The organism is Proteus terrae, assembly GCF_003144325.1.
GTDB classification, from domain to species: domain Bacteria; phylum Pseudomonadota; class Gammaproteobacteria; order Enterobacterales; family Enterobacteriaceae; genus Proteus; species Proteus terrae.
Genome location: NZ_PENS01000011.1, coordinates 77,093 through 96,339, shown reverse-complemented (window position 1 = coordinate 96,339; position 19,247 = coordinate 77,093). Strand labels below are relative to the sequence as shown.

The following is a 19,247-nucleotide window of genomic DNA, read 5'->3' as shown; positions in this document are numbered from 1 at the left end:
AAAATTAAATGGATCAATAAACAAGTTAGATAATTATTGGTTTTCAAGTGAGTTTCTCTAATAATAACCCGCTCTTTTATTTAATTGATAAAAGAGCGGTGTTTTTTATTTAAAAATCAATATTGTTAGCCCGAAAAACCATCACATAACTCTTGAAGTTTATTGATCATTCTAGCCATATGAAAACCATCACATGTAGCATGATGCACTTGAATAGATATCGGTAATAGAAATTTACCATTTTGTTGAGTATATTTTCCCATAGTAAAAATAGGGGGAAAATAATCTTTGACATTAGCTATATTTAAATTAAATCCGTCAAAACTTACCCATGGGATCATCGAAATGCAGAAATGATTTTCTGGTAAATTACCTTTAGCGGATAGACTTAGATTATCTTTATATTTTTGATAATCTTGATTATATCCTTCTAGAAAAGAACGCCAATCCTCAACGTATTCGCTCCATAACTCTGAAAAAGTCTCAGTCTCTGGATGAAAAATTGTGTATGCGGGATTGATATAATCCCAAATAACTAATTCATCATCTTTGATTGTCATTCTAGACTCAGAGTAGTTATTAACTGTTTTCGCAATTAAATAGATCATTGCAGGGTAAAGCTTAAGATTATTTTTAGCTAATACTGTCTTCAAGACAGTAATATCTATTTTAGTTGTTAAGCTAAAACCACACTGTAGGTTATGTCGATAATGTAAGAAATGTTCTTTTCTATTCCATTGTTCTAATTTGATTTTTTCATAATTCATTTTTAAAGCCCTTCTTGTTAAGTAATAAGGTTGTTTTTAACGAAGAAGGGCAAAACGGGTTGTTTGAATAGGTAGCATAGTAGCTCTTTATATATTTAATATTTTAGTTAGATAAAAAAAAGCAAAATAATAAGAGGCGATTGTTAAACTAAATATCAAAATTTGAAGGTATTTTTGTGCTGTTATCAGATTATCACATCATTATTTTGGAGATAAATATTAAGTGTATTATGATAAAAAAGATAGAGATATACTTTAAAAATGAAGGGATTTATTATGCAAGCTAAACTTGCTTATCAATGGAAACAACAAAGGCGTGGAAGACTCTCTTTTTTAGGTCTAGAAATTGCTTGGACAATGTTCTTTTCTATTGCAGAGAACTTAGCAGATCGATGGTTTATATCACTTTATCCCGAAAAGGTAGAGTTGGTTACTGAATATTATTTTTACTATCAATTCTCTTTTACATCATATGGCCTAATAGAATTAGTATTTTTAATAACACAAGTCTACATATTTACGCTCATATTATCTCAACGAGTAAGAGATATAGGCATAGGTTATCCTGTTGTTATTTCAATTATTTTAACGGTTACTCCTATCTTATTAACACCATATTTATTCTTTAATGCACCATCTATGTTAACGATATTATATGCCATTTTATTAATAACTGGGTTGGTCGCTTTACTTGCACCATCTGCTTATAAAGTTGATATTAACAAGGTTTCAAAAGAGAGAGATAACAACAGTAAAATGGATAGTTAAAAAGTCAGTAAAATAAAAAAAGAAAAGCATCGTTTAGATGCTTTTCCTGATCTAGCGGTGATGATTTTCAAATTATTAGGACAAAATCTCAATTATGCCTTTTTGTCCATCAACTTTCACTTTTTGCCCATTTTTTAAAATATTTAAGATATTGCGAACCCCCATTACTGCAGGTAATCCCAATTCTCTAGCAGTAACCGCACCATGAGATAATGGCCCACCGCTTTCTGTAATAATGCCAGATGCGCGATAAAAGAGAGCAGTCCATGCAGGATTAGTTGTTCTTGCAACTAAAATGGCATTCTGTGGAAATTCGGCAAAATTCTCTGGGCCATAAACAAGATAAACTTCGCCTTCGATAATACCTGCACTACCAGCTAAGCCTTTTAATTGATGCTTATTTGTATTTAGTTCATTACAACTATCTTCACCATAGATCCATTGTGGAGTGACTGATTTTGCTTTTAGATATCCTGCTTTGTTTTGGTAGATATGATGACGTAACTGATTCCACTCAGTAGGATTATCTGCAAGAATTGCATCAGCTAAAGGTTGTTCATTAGCAAAATAAATATCCATTGGGCAATCTAAAACACTACGGATAACTAATCGCTCTCCTAACGCTTTTAATCCGCGACGCATAGGTAAGGCTAATCGAGTTGTTTGATAATGCTCTAAGTCATCAAGTGCAGTATAGACGCGAGCTAATCGAATAATCTCTTGTAAGAAAAAGCGCAACTCTTCAGGCGCATCAGAGATAATTGAAAATTCAGTTTCTGACTGTAGGATTTTTTTGCCTAACGGATCATCTGTTTGTTTATCATCTGTTAAATCTGCCATTGCTTTAATTTGAGTTAATACAATATGTGGGGCATCTAACCAAGTAGGATGATATGCATCAAAATCTAATTCTCTATGACCATGATTAGCTAAGAATAAGGTAAATTGCTGGTAAAAATGAGGATCACATACCTCAATTTCTTGCATAATACTTTCAGGAACAATGGATGTTATAAGTTTGAGAAGTTGAGGGTGCTGTCGAACATAACGAGAAAGAGCCCAGAGTTCTGCATTCACTTGTCCAGTTTTAGTTTCAGACATAGCAATTAAATTATCGAATGCTGTATGTGCATATTTTTCTTCTTTAAAGAAGAGTTTTAGCAATGCCATCAATGCAGAATAGAGTGAGCGCTGAGTCAAGGATATGGCAATGTTAGGTAAAAAGTAATCAGCACCTAATTTATTAATTCTTTGCACATAATCCCATAGTTGAAGCAAACTTTTATCCTGCAATGGTTCATTCATCAATGCGCCAATAGAGATTAAATATTTATCTAAATCACGCATCCAAGTGATAGGTAATTCCTGTACCCAACTGAATTTTTGTGCAATTTCAGGCAAAGATTTTAACAGGGTAGGCAAATCATTCATCATCGATGTAGGGAGACGATTATTATACAAGGAAACCGCATTTTGGTTGCCGTAAATATAATAATCTTGCATTCCGAACCATTTACCATTAAATGAAGGAAGTCCCATAAGATTAAGGCTAAAGTTTAATGATGAATGAAAACCTGCTTCACACATATCCCATGTTAATGGCGTGATAGGATTAGGAAATCTTTCTGCTGATTCTTCTCTTGTCCAAATGGGGGCAATTTGTGTCACATTACGTGATTGCAAAAGCCATAATTTTCCATCATGAAATGCCCATTCTATATCTTGTGGGAAATCAAAATATTTTTCTGCTGAGATAGCAAGTTCCGCCACTTGTCTACACTGGTCTGCTGTCAGCGAGGATATGGATTGTTGAGCAGATTTAAGTGGTAAGATTTGAGTACCATTATCAACCATAACAATGGCATTTATTTTTTGAGCAATCGTTTTTTGTTTTAATGTGAAACTCTCTCTATCAATAAGAAATTCATCAACAGGATCTTCACCAGCAACAACAGTTTCACCTAATCCAAATGCAGCATTAATTAATACAGTAGAAAGAGAGCCTTGAACTGGATCAACAGAAAAAGCCACACCCGCAGCTTCATTTTCTTGGACGTTAATCATTCTTTGTAGCACAACTGCCATTGATGCTTGAGTATGGGGTAAATTTAAATGTTGGCGATAGAGCATAACGTGCGTGTGCCATAAAGATGCATAACATTGGCGAATTGCGTCCAGTAAATTAGGCAAAGTTTTAACACCTAATACCGTATCGTGTTGCCCTGCAAAGGCGGCTCCAGGCATATCTTCCAATGTTCCGGAAGATCTTACGGCTAAAGCGGTATTATTTAATTGGAGTTCTTTTAATCTTGAACTTAAAGAATGAATTAAGCTCTCTGGCATGGATGCTTGTAAAATTAAATGGCGAATATTTTTACTAACGACTTCAATTTCTTGCTTTTTTTCTGATAATAAGCGATTAATTTCAGGTAGTAAGGGTGTAATAAATAACTGGTAAGCTTGACAAGATAGGATTAAACCATCAGGAACAGGCAGTGATTGAATTGTTTTTGCTAAACTCGCGCCTTTACCTCCACTAATAGATACTTCAGAAGCAATAGGTTCGTTAATTTTATAAATGAGTTCCATATTCGACCTTATTATTTTTACAAGTGATGTAAAGCACCAATGATGCAAGCAAAGCACCGACAATAACATCAATGCCGTAGTGATAATGTAAATAGACAGTTGCTAAAATAAGCCCTATTAAGATAGGAGATAAGCAATACGCTGTTTTTCGATAACCTGAAAAATAGAAAAAGCCAACAATATAAAGAGTGATCCCTGTATGCAATGAAGGAAAGACATCCATTCCTGTAATTCCTTTATCAACAAGATCAGTCAGAAATAATGTCATAGCACCAGAGTAAACTGGATAGTTAAAATCAGAAGGAAAAGCAGAGTAAGGGCCGGCTGCGGGGATAGAGAAGTAACCAATAAAGCCGAAAAAATACATTAGCATTAAGCCGAAAAAATAGTTTTTAGCCAGTATATTATTTCGGCTAAAAAAGAAGAAAAGGGCACTGCCAATAATCAAGAAGTAGAAACTAAAATAGCAAAAAGAAAGAAATTCACTTAGCCAACCTGACTGTAAAGAAATTGTCCATTCTGGCAAGCTTTTTCCACCCCATAGGATTTTATCTAATTTATATAAAATATCATCAAAATTCCATTGATATAAACCATAGCGAATCGATTTAAACAGAGGAAAAATAGTCCAACAAGTAATCAGTTGTAATAAACCAAACCAATAGAATCTAGAATAAGAGGTTGCATGTTGTGTTTTGTATCCAACAAAAACGAGTGTTACCCATAAAAAAGAGCCTAAAAATATGGGATACAACATTTCTGTCGCATTCGTTAACCAACTTCCGTAAGTTCCTAATGCCCAAATAATAAACAGTTGTAGAGAAAATAAATGGTTAAAAAGCACTCTGGTTTTCATGGTTAACATATTTGAGCGCCTTTCTTCCTTATTAAGATAAAACCGAATAGTGCACTAGCTAAACTTATACCAATAAATATAGGGAAAAAGAATAGGAGCATGATTAAGATGGGGATCCAAATTGCAGCCGCTATTGCGCCTCCTAATATTTTGAAAAAGCTAATGGTATTACGGGCATCAGCAAAATGAGACGCAATAAATGACGATAATAATATTGGAAATAAAATATACATGAATAAAAATGAAATATAACGCAAAAGTAATATAGGAAATTGAGAATTTCTTTCTATATTTTGATTGTCATTATTTGATTCATCTAGGTTGTTTTGATAGGCAATAAAGGATTCAGCATAAGAATGACCGTCCTTATTTTTATTAAACGCATAGGCTGATGCTTTCTCAAAAATATCAATGTTTGGACAATTAACGGAAATTTTATTTAATGCTGTAGAAACTTCAGTATGAATATTTTGTTCCCATTCTCTGGTTGACAAATTATCTTTTTGTGAATTTATAAAAATATTTTCGCCAATATAAACTTCAACTTTTGAACTGAATTTATCAGGGGCTATATAAAACAAGCCCATAGGGATAATATCAAAAACTACTCCCTCACTGATTAGTGTTCTAATAATTCTTGCTGCCCCTCGTTGATAAGGTAATGGCTGGAAACCCCACTCACTACTGCCCTCAGGGAATAAGAGTAAGTTGCCACCTGCTTTTATATGCGCAATTGCAGCATCTGAAGGACTTGAAAATGTATTTGCATTTACACCTAAACGTTGTCTATCCTTTTTTCTAACTACAGGAATACCTGTAAAAAAAGTTCTCATTAAACGACTATTTAATAATTGAATTGATGCTAAAGCTTGAGCTTGAGGAAATGCCTTTAATGCAATGTAGCCATCAAAAGCACTGTTCCGATGACTACATAGAATTAACTTTGGATGTGTATTTTCAGTTTGATATCCATTATGGTGAATAAGTGAAATTTTGGAAAAGTAGATTTCTCTAATTGCACCTGAGATGCATTGATAATAAAAAGGAAGTGGAGAACCAGCAACAAAAAAGGAGGTTTTTTTTATTGGTGAAGGTAATATTGAATTGGGCATAAGATTTCCTTACATTATTCCTTCTGCAAAAACATATCACGCTCTTAAAAAAGTAACACTAAAAAATTAAAATTTAAAATGTATTGTTAGAATAAATTATTTTACTAATTTGAGGCTCTTAATTCTAATGAATAAGATGGAAATGAGTATGATTCAACTTAGACTCGCTGAACCACAGGAAGCAAGAAGGCTGTGGTATTTACGAAATCAAGCATTGCGATTTGGTTGTGAGAATGTTTATCCATCAGAGATTTTAGCCGCTTGGACTCCTGATGAGATGCCTGAAGGATATCGGCAGGCTATTATTGATAATCCATTTTATGTGATTGATTATCAAGAATACAATATTCCTGTTTCTTCGGGTTTCTTAGATGTTAAAACTGGTTTTGCTGAAGCTATTTTTACATTCCCTGAATACATGGGAAAAGGATTTGCAGGATTAATTTTAAAGCAACTGAAGCATGAGGCAATTAAAAGAGGGCAATCTAAATTATTTTTAGATGCAACACCTAATGCAGTATTATTTTATTTAAAACAGGGTTTTAAAGCATTAGAAGAGCGTGATTATTATTCTGATTTAGCGAAAGCAAGTTTACATTGTTACCGCATGTACATTGATTTAGATTAGTCGCTTGTATTTCGACGATCTTAAAAGGATATTTTTTATAATGGACTAATAATAAAAAAGCTATTCTTAAAATGCGGTATAAATTTATTTTTATCATTTTTTGAATTAGCTTTTATATTAATAAGATAAAATAGCAATCCTCATGATGTTGCGATATTGTGAAGTATCACAGTATCTTTGGGATAAATATTATGCAAAATGTGTTATTAACGTTATGGCCGTTATTTGCGTTAATTGCGCTAGGTGCAATTTTAAGAAGAAATAAAACGTTTGAACCTGCATTTTGGGTTGGAGCTGAAAAACTTAACTATTTTTTACTTTTTCCTGCCTTATTGATTAATAGCTTGGCAAATGCTCCTTTATCTGATCCGCAATTACCTCACCTTGCTGGTGCTATTTTTTCTGTCGTTTTAATTGTCACTATATTGTGCATTATCTTGAAAAAAATAACAGGGTGGTCTGCTGGTCGCTTCGGTGCGATTGTTCAAGGCAATATTCGGTTTAACACTTATCTAGGCTTAGCTATTGTTGCTGATTTATTTGGAGTTGAAGGTTTGGGAATCGCGGCTTTGATTCTAGCAACACTAGTTCCCCTATCAAATGTGACCTCGGTACTTTGTTTAACAGCAGGGCAAAATGTGACTTCGCGTCAGCTGATATTGCCTATCATAAAAAACCCTTTAATTATCTCTTGTGTTATTGGCATCATAATAAATTTGTTAGGGGTTGGGCTTCCTTTTGGTAGTGATCAATTTCTGAAATTGTTAGCAGCAACGAGTTTACCTTTAGGCCTTATTTGCATTGGTGCGGCATTGCATCTATCAACACTAAAAGCAGAAAGCAAAATGATTGGTATTAACACAGTTACTCGTTTGCTTATAGTACCGGTAATCGCGTATAGCATTGCTTGTTTTTTAGGCTTATCTTCATTAGTTATGACGCTTTTTGTTGTTTTCTTTTCTATTCCAACAGCGCCCTCTTCTTATATTTTAACCCGGCAGTTAGGGGGGGATTCTGAGTTAATGGCAGGGATCATTACATCTCAGACGATATTTGCAGTGCTGACATTGCCTATTATTTTAAGTTTTTTAGCAATATAGAAAGGTTTCATTATTAAAAATAACTAGATTGTTTTTTTATATCATAAAATCTTTATCCTGATATTTTTATTTTATAATATTAGGAGAATATTATGATAATGAAAATTGCTGATTATTCAATAAGTTCTGTGAATGCAAAACAAATAAAAAATACACCCAATCCACTAGATGCAAGAACTATATGGGAAAAAATAAAAAATTGGTTTGGTTTTGGACAAGAAAGTACGGTTATCCCATTAATTAAAAATACTTTTTTTAGTAATGGTATATATAATTTAGGTAACCTGCTTGGGTTCTGTAAATTAGAACACCTTACTATTGGTGATGAATATAAAAAAAATTTTTTGATTGAAATAAACGGTGATGAAATAACTTATTCTATTAAATTGGATGAAAATCCTTACGGTGAAAGAATAAGCTTCTCATATAATATAAATGATATTGACCAGGATTTGAAATCAATAACAGATATAATAATAGCATTAAAAGAAAATAATTTTGATGAGTTTATATTTGATGCTATAGCAATCTGGGTTGAAAAAAATAAGAATAACATTAATAAAAGCGATGATATTAAAAAAGAAGTTATTATTGATTTAATAAACAATAGAATTAAGGTTGTAAATGAAAATAAATTTGATAGAGATTTCATATTAGCAAATAGATTATATAAAAAAGCTAATTTTGATTGTAAGAAATTCCCTGGTGAATTTAAGGTACTAATTGAAGATGAAAGGAAAAAAGCAAATAAAGAAGGTAAAAGATTATTAGATAAAATCGAGGCTGAACTACTTACTGATTTATCAAGGATGTCATTGAAAATTAATGGTGTTTCTATTGCTGGCCTAAGAGATAAACCAGAAGGATTAGCCGAGGATTTATTCAAAGAATTAGAGTTTGAAAAATTAAAAAATGAATTTACAGATTTGGATGAAAATGATAAGGAACTAATTTATTCCTTATTATATCAAAAAGGACTTCTTGAATTTAAATCATTTTTGATGAAACAAGATACACTTGCGGGATTAATTAATGTTCCTTATTCAGCAGAAACGGCAATAGATATTATAAAAGATAATAGTAAAAATACAATAAAAATTAAAATAGAAAATAAAAAATCATTAAAAGATAAAAGTACTAATAATAAAGAAAATATAGTGAATTTAATGGAATCAGAGTTACCTTATGTTAATGAGCAACACTGTAATTTAGTCAACCTCGTTAGTAAAGAACTTATAGGAAAGCCTTTTTCATTAGAGAAATATATGAATATTAAGGGTATTGTTAACTCTAATATTTCAGAGTTATTATTAGTCGGAAGGGGTATTACGTTAGAAGATAAAACTAAATTAATTTTTGAGTATGATATTAAAAATAAAACACTTGTTCTTGATAACGAAAGTGAATATGAATACGCAATCTTGAAATATTGACTATTGGGCTAAACAGAGCTTCTTGCTATTATGGTTATAAATTAATAATAAGTAAGAGGCTCTTTTTATGTCGCAACCTCATCACCTTGAAATCCAAGCAGTTATTACCAAACTAAAAGAACAATATCAAAATGCTGTTGATGCATTACGTAATGCAATTGTTGATTACGCACAAGATGGAAAATTACCCGATGTAAAACAAAGAGCTGAAGGATTATTTGCTTATCCTCAATTAACGGTATATTGGTCTGGTGAAACAAAAACAGAAGATAAAACGAGAGCTTATGGGCGTTTATCTCGCTCAGGAACTTATTCTACCACTATTACTAATCCCGCTTTATTTGAAAATTATTTATCAGAACAATTGCAACTTATTGCTGATGCCTACTATACAACTTTTGAAGTCAGCGCCTCAAAACAAGAAATCCCTTATCCTTTTGTCATTGATGGAACAGGCATTGGCTTTGATAGAAAAATGAGTGCTTCTTTAGCTAAATATTTCCCGACAACTGACTTATCTAAAATTGGTGACGAAATTACTGATGGATTAATTTTTGATAGGGATGTTTTACCACTTTCTCATTTTGATGCTTTACGTACAGATTTTTCATTGGCTCGTTTAAAACATTACACAGGTACATTACCTGAAGATGTTCAACCTTATATTTTATTCACTAACTATAACCGCTATGTTGATGAATTTGTTCGTTGGGCTTGTGAACAAGTCGCAGACAAAAATAGTCCATATTGCGCGCTTTCTTGTGCTGGCTTTCAGCAAATTACGGCTGAAACTGTTGATCCTGAAAAGTTAATATCCGATTTAACTTGGAAAAAATATCAAATGCCAGCCTACCATTTAATTGCAAAAGAAGGTCCAGGAATAACATTAGTTAATATTGGTGTAGGGCCTTCAAATGCAAAAACAATTTGCGATCATTTAGCTGTTTTACGCCCTCATGTTTGGTTAATGATTGGCCATTGTGGTGGTTTACGTGAAAGCCAACAACTTGGCGATTATGTATTAGCGCATGCATATTTACGTGATGATCATATTTTAGATGACGTATTACCACCTGATATTCCAATTCCTAATATTGCTGAAGTGCAGCGCGCGCTTTACGATGCAACAAAAATAATTAGTGGAAAACCGGGGCATGAAATAAAACAAAGATTAAGAACAGGAACTGTTGTAACAACAGACGATCGTAACTGGGAATTACGTTTTTCTGTCTCAGCTAGACGATTTAACTTAAGTCGCGCCGTTGCTGTTGATATGGAAAGTGCAACAATCGCAGCACAAGGTTATCGTTTTAGAGTTCCTTACGGCACATTATTGTGTGTATCTGATAAACCTTTACATGGTGAAATTAAATTACCCGGTCAGGCTAATCATTTTTATGAAGGTGCAGTATCAGAGCATTTACAAATTGGTATTGAATCTATTGAATTGCTTAAACAAGAGGAGAGTAGCTTACATTCTCGTAAATTGAGAACTTTTAATGAACCGCCTTTCAGATAAATTTTAAGTAACAATAAATCCCAAATTATAATTAATTCAATGATTTGGGATTATTATTAAATTTTATCAAAAGTAAATTATTTAAAAAAACTTAAAAACGTAAATGTCTAGCTGCTTTTCTTAGTCGATCATCGCCACGCCTATCGTAACGTTGAGTCGTCATAATACTGGCATGTCCCATGGCATCTTTTACAGTGACAATATCTTCACCATTATCAAGCATTGCAGAAGCAAATGTTCTTCGTAGATCATGAGGAGCAAATTTATCAATACCACTTTCTTGTTGTCGAGTTTCTAAAATATAGTAAATAGCTTGATCGGTGATCCGCTCATCGGTGACATCATCAAATCGGCGAATACGAGTGAAAAGAGGACCATCTTGTGTGCCTCTTATTTCATCAATCCATAGTTGAACGCGATCCCAAGTATCATCGGGCATATAAGATATACGTTCTTTATTACCTTTACCTCTAACAAGAAAAGCTTGATCTCGAAATTGAATGTGCTCGTAATTGATAGCCACTATTTCTGAACGACGTAATCCACAGCCTAATAACACACTTAATATTGCAGCATCTCTTAAACCTTTCGATGAATTGTCTTTTTCACAACTTCTGAATAAAGCACGAATTTCACTACTAGTGAGTGCTCGGCCTTTAGGTAATCGACTTCCTCTTACCGATTTAACTTGGCGGATATGCTGATAACTTTCAGTATCCATTTGTTTCATTGCCCAAGCTTCTAAAGCAACACCTTTTAACGCAGCAAGATAAGTATTGATAGTGGCAGGGGCCTTATTGGCATCAGATAACATATCAATAATAGCTTGAATATGATGACGACGAAGTGCTCCCCATTGGCAATTTTTAAGAGAAGAAAAACCGATCATCTTAGCAACAATAGTTAAAAACGATCCCATTGTTTGACGACTACGTTTTGAACCCAAACTCATTAAATATGCCATTGCAGGATTAGTATGAGCAGGCGAGGTGAATGTTGTATTAAGATCCAATAATGCTTGTTTTTCAGACAAAACTAGCGATGTTTCAGGTGTTAACTCCTGATCGTCGTGGTGAAATTCCACTATGATTTCCTTATTAAATCAACATAACCATGATGAATATTCTAACAGATCCAAAAAAGAAAAAAGCTACTTTTTCAAAGGATCATTTTAATAAGTAGAAACGATCTTGTTTGTTTTGTCATCGATTTGATTGCTTGATGAGCACCTTTGGGGTAAATAACGATCAAGTTAAGTTAAGGAAAAAATAGTGATAAATAACGTTAAGAAAAAAAGTAAGGAATAATAGGAGGAAAAGGGAGATTAGGCCATTTTAGCACCCAAAATTTTCACTTTTTATCGACTTGAAAATAATGAAGATAGCAGTAAAAATCGGGTGCTAAATAATCAATAGCTATTTAAATCACTCTTTATAAATTGCGACAACAGGTTTTCCGTCATTACCAATTGTGCCACGATACATACCTTCAGAATTAAAACTCATTGTGTAGTTACCTGTTTTATCTAATACGATAACACCACCACTACCATTAATGGCTTTAACTTCATCAAGTGCATTTTGAGCGGCTTCTTCTAAAGGTAAATTTTTATAATTAACTTGGGCTGCAATATTGAAGGCAGTTAATGTTCTGATAAACATTTCACCAGATCCTGTTGCGGATACAGCAACGGTTTCATTATCAGCATAGTTACCCGCTCCAATAATTGGGGAATCACCAACTCTACCATAACGCTTGTTTGTCATTCCTCCCGTAGAAGTTCCCGCTGCTAAATTACCATGTTGGTCAAGAGCGACTGCACCTACGGTGCCATATTTATAATCGTACATCATAGGATCAGCAAAAAGGGCGGCTGTTTTACCATCATGGTCTAAAACAACTTGTTCTTTTTCTATCGCTTTTTGAAGTTGTTGCCAACGATGTTCAGTTCTAAAATAGGAAGGATCAACAATAGTAAGTCCTTGTTCTTTAGCAAAAAGATCGGCACCATTTGATACCATCATAACGTGTGGGCTTTTTTCCATCACCGCAATGGCTGCGTTAATTGGATTTTTAACCGTAGTTACACCAGCAACAGCACCAGCTTTACGGGTTTTACCATCCATAATAGAAGCGTCAAGTTCATTACGACCATCATGGGTAAAAACGGCACCTTTTCCTGCATTAAATAATGGTGAATCTTCCATAACATTAATGGATTTTTGAACGGCTTCTATGCTAGTGCCTCCACTATTTAAAACAGCATATCCTGCATTTAATGCTTCGGTTAGTTTCTCTTTGTACTCTTTTTCTTGCTCTGGCGTGATAGTGTCTTTAGTGATTGTTCCTGCACCACCATGAATAACAAGGCGAATTGGTGTGTCGGTATTTGCAAAAACAGAGGTAGCAAATAGAGTGCAAAGTGTCATTGTGGCGAGTTTATACTTAATATTATTCATATAACCCTTCTTGTTTTTAATTAAAATTGATTTGATATCATCATATGGATTTTACGATCTTGATCTTAAATTCTAATTAATTGCATCAACGTACTTTGATAACTAACGGCAATAATCACTATATAAAAAGTTTAAGACATAAGTGGTCTGAACACTCAATTTTCTTTTTAATTTGTCGATCTTCATCATGTAATAGTTTTCTTTTATTTTTTAATTGGAAAAATCAACACGTTATATTTTTTAGTTTTTTTTTCTTAAAGAAGGGAATAAATATAAATCGTAGCTAATAATATTTTTTAAAAACAAAAATAATAATGCTATTTTTACTTTTTATTTTTATTTTATATGATGAGATTTAAAATATAAAATTTATTAAATTATATGATAAATACATTTTTTGATAATTTTAAATTAGAGAAGAATTCAATTTAAAATTGAATTCTTATGAAAAAATTAAGTAATGTTTTAATATTAACGAGCAGTTGATAACTATTTGTTATTATTTCATTTGTATTTGAATGTAACGAAAATGGATTTTTTATATACAATTTGTGTGTTTCCTTGAATAATCAAAAATAGATGGTGGATTATGTGATAAAAGTACTACATTAATTTGAGTTAAAGCTCTATTATAATGACATAACATTTATAATTCATAAGGTTAGGGTTTGAAATTTTATTTTTTTATAGTGAGTGAGTTAGCTTTATCAACACAAATGAACTATTTTTAAATAGATATAAAATAAAAAAACTAATACGTCTCATTGTTTAACTATTTTCTTACATACAGCGGATAAACATATTTTTGGTATTCTTTTATGGCTAAAGGAAGGTTAAATAATTTATATGAAAAATCAAAAAAAGAGTCGTTTTTTTGTTTATAGCATCATTCTCGTCGCAGTTGTTGCTGCGGGAGTTTTTTGGTGGAAATCTCAAGCGCCAACACTTCCTTCAGGATTTGCTCAAAGTAATGGGAGAATAGAAGCAACAGAAATTGATATTTCAACGAAAAGTCCGGGAAGAATAGACTCTATTTTAGTTCAAGAAGGTGATTTTGTTAAAGCGGGTGAAGTGTTAGCAAACATGGATACTCGAACACTTAAAGAACAACTTCATGAAGTTCAAGCTCAATTAAACCAAGCAAAAAGTAGCGTGGTCACTGCGCAATCTGCATTATCACAACGTAAAAGTGAACAACTTGCAGCCCAAGCAGTTGTTCGTCAACGTATTGCTGAGCTTGATGCCGCACAAAAAAGACTTAACCGTTCTCGTGCATTAGTAAAAACGAATGCCATTTCTATTCAACAATTAGATGATGATATTGCAAGAACAGAAGGTGCAAGAGCAGCGGTTGAAGCTGCTAAAGCTCAAGAAACGGCGACTATTGCCGCAATAGAATCGGCTAAAGCGGGGATCATTCAAGCCAATACAAAAGTGGATGCAGCAACAGCAACCGAAAGACGTATTCTGGCGGAATTGGATGACAGTATTTTAAAAGCACCGCGTAACGGTCGTGTTCAGTATCGCGTCGCAGAGCCTGGTGAAGTTTTAGGTGCTGGCGGTCGTGTATTAAATATGGTTGATCTAAGTGATGTGTATATGACTTTCTTTTTACCAACAGAAGCCGCGGGTAAAGCTGCATTAGGAAGTGAAGTTCACATTATTTTAGATGCCGCACCTCATATCGTTATTCCTGCTAAAACAACCTATGTTGCCAGTGTCGCTCAATTTACACCCAAAACTGTTGAAACTGATAATGAACGATTGAAACTCATGTTCCGTGTAAGAGCTCGTATTGCTCCTGAATTACTTGAAAAACACCTTGAATATGTCAAAACTGGTTTACCGGGTCGTGCTTATATTCGCTTAGATAACAACCAATCTTGGCCAACTGATTTAGAGGTGAAATTACCACAATGAGTCAAACAATGAGAACGCAAAGTCATTCTCATATCATTGAATTGACTCATGTATCCCAACATTATGGCGATACCAAAGCGCTTGATGATGTGACATTGACTATTCCTGCGGGAAAAATGGTCGGATTAATTGGTCCTGATGGCGTAGGAAAATCGAGTTTGATCTCTCTTATTTCTGGTGCGAGAGAGATTCAAACAGGGCAAGTAATTGTTTTAAAAGGAGATATGAGTGATATTGAACATCGAAGAGCCGTTTGCCCTCGCATTGCTTATATGCCTCAAGGGTTAGGTAAAAACCTTTATCATACACTTTCTGTTTTTGAAAACGTTGATTTCTTTGGTCGTTTATTTGGGCAATCAAAACAAGAACGGGCAGAACGCATAAATGACTTACTTGAAAGTACCGGTTTAGCGCCATTTAGAGATAGACCTGCGGGTAAACTTTCTGGGGGAATGAAACAGAAACTAGGTTTATGTTGTGCGCTTATTCATGATCCAGAATTGCTGATCCTTGATGAACCCACTACAGGGGTTGACCCATTATCACGGGCACAATTTTGGGAATTAATTAATCGTATACGTAAGCGTCAAAAAAATATGAGCGTATTAGTTGCGACCGCTTATATGGAAGAAGCTGAACGTTTTGATTGGCTGGTTGCTATGGATGCAGGAAAAATATTAGCAACAGGTCACGCGGATGAATTAAAAGCCAAAACTCATACTAATGAACTAGAAGCTGCTTTTATCGAATTATTACCAGAAGAGAAAAAGAAAGATCACCAAAAAGTTATTATCCCGCCAAGAGATAAAAGTGACGATGATACTATCGCCATTGAAGCACAAGATTTAACCATGCGTTTTGGTCAGTTTGTTGCCGTAGACCATGTTAGCTTTCGTATTCCTAAAGGAGAAATTTTTGGTTTCTTAGGATCGAATGGTTGTGGTAAATCAACTACCATGAAAATGCTAACTGGTTTACTAGAAGCCAGTGAAGGGCGAGCCTGGTTATTTGGTCAAGAAGTTGACCCTAAAGATATTGAGACTCGCCGTCGTGTTGGTTATATGTCACAAGCATTTTCACTTTATAGTGAATTGACTGTACGACAAAATCTTGAGTTACACGCCAAGCTTTTTCATATTCCAGAAGAGGAAATTCCTCAGCGTGTTAAGGACATGAGTGAGCGTTTTAATTTAACTGACGTAGAAGAAATAATGCCCGATGGTTTGCCATTAGGTATTCGTCAACGCTTGTCGCTTGCTGTCGCTGTTATCCATAAACCTGAAATGTTGATCCTTGACGAACCCACTTCAGGAGTTGACCCCATTGCGCGAGATATGTTCTGGAACTTGATGGTTGATCTATCTAGACGTGACGGTGTCACGATTTTTATCTCAACTCACTTTATGAATGAAGCAGCGCGTTGTGACCGAATGTCCTTGATGCATGCTGGTAAAGTATTAGTGACAGATACACCTGCAAATTTAGTTAAAAATAGCCAATTTGATACACTTGAAGAAGTCTTTATTGATTATCTTAAAAAAGCATCAGGTGAACAAGAAACACCTGAACTTGATGAAAAAAGCTTGCAACTTCCTGCATCTAGTAATGAAAGTGCAGAAAAAGCATTAAAGCAACGATTTAGCTTACGACGCTTATTTAGCTACAGTATTCGTGAGGGTATGGAGTTACGCCGAGATCCTGTGCGTCTTACCTTAGCGCTATTAGGTACGGTGATCCTGATGTTTATTATGGGTTATGGTATTAGCTTGGACGTTGAAAACTTACGTTTTGGTATCATGGATAGAGATAAGACAGGGCTAAGTCAGGCATATAGCCAAAACCTTTCAGGCTCTCGTTATTTTATTGAAAAAGCACCAATCACAGATTATGACCAACTAGAAAAGCGACTACGTAGTGGTGATATTACAGTTGCGATTGAAATTCCACCCAATTTTGCACGAGATGTTGCTAAAGGTCATACGGTAAAAATAGGTGTTTGGATTGATGGTGCAATGCCTAATCGGGCTGAAACTGTTCGTGGTTATATTCAGGCAATGCATTCAACATGGATGCTCGATATGGCTATGCGTCAACCCACGAATGTGGTTGATAAGTTGGCACCTATTAATATAGAAACTCGCTATCGCTATAACCCTGATGTAAAAAGTTTACCCGCAATTGTACCCGCAGTTATTCCTCTTTTATTAATGATGATCCCTGCAATGTTAAGTGCGTTGAGCGTCGTTCGTGAAAAAGAGCTTGGTTCTATTATTAATCTTTATGTTACCCCCATTACCAAAGCAGAGTTTTTATTAGGTAAACAATTTCCTTATATCTTATTGGGCATGTTTAACTTTTTTATGCTCTGTGCGCTTTCGGTCTTTGTATTTGGGGTGAATTTTAAAGGGAGTATGTTAACGCTTTCTTTAGGGGCATTACTCTATATCACTATTGCTACAGGAATGGGATTACTTATTTCTTGTTTTATGAAAAGTCAGATTGCTGCCATTTTTGGTACTTCAATTATTACCTTAATTCCAGCAACGCAATTTTCAGGAATGATTGATCCTGTTTCGTCACTGGAAGGTATCGGTAAATGGATAGGGCATATTTATCCTACATCTCACTTTTTAACTATCTCTAGAGGGACATTCTCTAAAGGATTAAACCTTTTTGATTTACCTTGGTCTTTTATTCCTTTGCTTATCACTATCCCAATTGTTATTGGGTTGAGTGTCTTTTTCTTGAAAAAGCAGGAGGCTTAAATGTGGCGCACAATCCAAAATGTGTTTAATTTAGGCGTAAAAGAGCTACGCAGTCTCTCTCGTGATAAAGCGATGCTGGCATTAATTGTATTTGCTTTTACGGTATCAATTTATTCATCAGCAACTGTTACACCTGGCTCATTACATCACGCGCCAATAGCTGTTGCTGATCAGGATAAATCACAGCTATCTGCACGTATTGTAAATAGTTTTTATATGCCTTATTTCTTGCCTCCAGCCGATATTACTCCTGAGCAAATTGATGGTTTGTTAGATAGAGGGGCTTATACCTTTGCACTCGATATTCCGCCTAATTTTCAGCGCGATCTTTTAGCCGGTCGTAAACCTGAAATACAAGTTAATATCGATGCAACCAGAATGAGCCAAGCTTTCCTAGGTAATAGCTATATTCAAAACATTGTAATGGGTGAAGCAAAAACTTTTTTAGCGAAAAATAGGACTAACGATCCACTACCTGTTGATTTGGAAGTTAGAATGAGTTTTAACCCAAACCTAACACAATCTTGGTTTGGCTCTGTTATGGCAATTATCAATAATATCACTATGTTATCGATAGTATTAACAGGGGCTGCATTAATAAGAGAGCGAGAGCACGGCACCATTGAACACTTATTGGTTATGCCTGTAACTCCTTTTGAAATTATGCTTTCTAAGATATGGTCAATGGGATTGGTTGTATTATTGGCATCAGCTATGTCTCTGGTATTAGTCGTGAAATCTCTACTTCATGTTCCTATTGAAGGCTCTGTTTTACTGTTTATGTGTGGTGTTGCTTTAAGCTTATTTGCGACAACCTCGATAGGTATTTTTTTAGGAACAATGGCACGCTCAATGCCCCAATTTGGTTTATTGATGATTATGGTATTATTGCCATTAAATATGTTATCAGGAGGGATGACATCACGAGAAAGTATGCCTCAGTTTGTACAGGATGTAATGCAAACAATGCCAACCACACACTTTGTTAGCTTAGCGCAAGCTATTTTATATCGTGGTGCTGACTTCTCTATTGTGTGGCCACAATTCATTATCTTAATTGTTATTGGTTCGGTGTTTTTCTCATTAGCATTATTACGTTTTAGAAAAACCATTTCGGCGATGGCCTAATAAATTTAAATATTAATCGATAAATTAACCTATTTTCTTCTATTATTAAATATAGAAGGGAATAGGTTTTTTATTAATTTAATTATCTAATGTTGGTGTTTTTACTTAACGAAGAGATTTCATAAATAATATTTACTAAGGTAAATAATACATTAAAGATAAGATGTTAAGTAAAATCCAGTAATAAACAACCTTATCCATCA

14 protein-coding genes are annotated in these 19,247 nt (G+C 34.2%); 8 read left to right on the top strand and 6 right to left on the bottom strand.

Annotated elements, in window-relative coordinates; genetic code table 11:
- Positions 1–125 precede the first annotated feature (125 nt).
- A complete protein-coding gene (catA, locus tag DK857_RS12400; protein WP_109402330.1) occupies positions 126–767 on the bottom strand; it encodes a type A chloramphenicol O-acetyltransferase in 642 nt (213 codons plus the stop codon).
- A 276-nt stretch (positions 768–1,043) separates the two neighbouring features.
- Between catA and DK857_RS12395 the strand changes: the two genes are divergently transcribed.
- Positions 1,044–1,535: a hypothetical protein gene (locus DK857_RS12395; protein WP_109393793.1), complete on the top strand. Its 492-nt coding sequence runs from the start codon at positions 1,044–1,046 to the stop codon at positions 1,533–1,535.
- A gap of 75 nt (positions 1,536–1,610) precedes the next feature.
- Here the strand turns inward: DK857_RS12395 and DK857_RS12390 are convergent, their stop codons facing one another.
- From DK857_RS12390 to DK857_RS12380, 3 genes are read right to left on the bottom strand one after another with little or no spacing between them, the layout of a single operon-like run.
- On the bottom strand, positions 1,611–4,124 hold the full coding sequence (locus DK857_RS12390) for a PEP/pyruvate-binding domain-containing protein (RefSeq protein ID WP_109393792.1): 2,514 nt from the start codon (positions 4,122–4,124) through the stop codon (positions 1,611–1,613).
- A complete protein-coding gene (locus tag DK857_RS12385) occupies positions 4,108–4,989 on the bottom strand; it encodes a phosphatase PAP2 family protein (RefSeq protein ID WP_109402329.1) in 882 nt (293 codons plus the stop codon). Before DK857_RS12385 ends, DK857_RS12390 begins: the two co-directional genes overlap by 17 nt.
- Positions 4,983–6,092 (bottom strand): lysophospholipid acyltransferase family protein, encoded by a 1,110-nt coding sequence (locus tag DK857_RS12380; protein ID WP_109402328.1) that lies wholly within the window; start codon positions 6,090–6,092, stop codon positions 4,983–4,985. Before DK857_RS12380 ends, DK857_RS12385 begins: the two co-directional genes overlap by 7 nt.
- A 142-nt stretch (positions 6,093–6,234) precedes the next feature.
- On the opposite strand from DK857_RS12380, the gene DK857_RS12375 reads away from it, so the two are divergent.
- The 4 genes from DK857_RS12375 (at position 6,235) to DK857_RS12360 (ending at position 10,772) form a co-directional block, all read left to right on the top strand.
- Positions 6,235–6,720 (top strand): GNAT family N-acetyltransferase, encoded by a 486-nt coding sequence (locus tag DK857_RS12375; protein WP_109402327.1) that lies wholly within the window; start codon positions 6,235–6,237, stop codon positions 6,718–6,720.
- 191 nt (positions 6,721–6,911) lie between these two features.
- Complete coding sequence (locus DK857_RS12370) at positions 6,912–7,820, top strand: AEC family transporter (protein ID WP_109402326.1); 909 nt, start codon at positions 6,912–6,914, stop codon at positions 7,818–7,820.
- Between the two features lie 92 nt (positions 7,821–7,912).
- A complete protein-coding gene (locus DK857_RS12365) occupies positions 7,913–9,253 on the top strand; it encodes a hypothetical protein (RefSeq protein WP_109402325.1) in 1,341 nt (446 codons plus the stop codon).
- A gap of 67 nt (positions 9,254–9,320) precedes the next feature.
- Positions 9,321–10,772 carry an AMP nucleosidase gene (locus DK857_RS12360; protein WP_109393787.1) on the top strand — a complete coding sequence of 484 codons (1,452 nt, stop codon included), beginning with the start codon at positions 9,321–9,323 and terminating at the stop codon, positions 10,770–10,772.
- 91 nt (positions 10,773–10,863) lie between these two features.
- Here DK857_RS12360 and DK857_RS12355 read toward each other — a convergent pair whose 3' ends face one another.
- Both DK857_RS12355 and DK857_RS12350 read right to left on the bottom strand, forming a co-directional pair.
- Positions 10,864–11,856: a tyrosine-type recombinase/integrase gene (locus DK857_RS12355; protein ID WP_109393786.1), complete on the bottom strand. Its 993-nt coding sequence runs from the start codon at positions 11,854–11,856 to the stop codon at positions 10,864–10,866.
- 340 nt (positions 11,857–12,196) lie between these two features.
- A complete protein-coding gene (locus DK857_RS12350) occupies positions 12,197–13,231 on the bottom strand; it encodes an isoaspartyl peptidase/L-asparaginase family protein (protein WP_109402324.1) in 1,035 nt (344 codons plus the stop codon).
- An 846-nt stretch (positions 13,232–14,077) separates the two neighbouring features.
- On the opposite strand from DK857_RS12350, the gene DK857_RS12345 reads away from it, so the two are divergent.
- Genes DK857_RS12345 through DK857_RS12335 form a run of 3 tightly spaced genes read left to right on the top strand, consistent with a single transcriptional unit; the run spans position 14,078 to position 19,044 of the window.
- Positions 14,078–15,151, top strand: coding sequence for an HlyD family secretion protein (locus DK857_RS12345; protein ID WP_088495524.1), 1,074 nt, complete (start codon positions 14,078–14,080; stop codon positions 15,149–15,151).
- An 8-nt stretch (positions 15,152–15,159) separates the two neighbouring features.
- Positions 15,160–17,916, top strand: a complete 2,757-nt coding sequence (gene rbbA, locus DK857_RS12340; protein ID WP_193528601.1) for a ribosome-associated ATPase/putative transporter RbbA — start codon at positions 15,160–15,162, stop codon at positions 17,914–17,916.
- A complete protein-coding gene (locus DK857_RS12335) occupies positions 17,917–19,044 on the top strand; it encodes an ABC transporter permease (protein ID WP_109402322.1) in 1,128 nt (375 codons plus the stop codon).
- Positions 19,045–19,247: the final 203 nt, after the last annotated feature.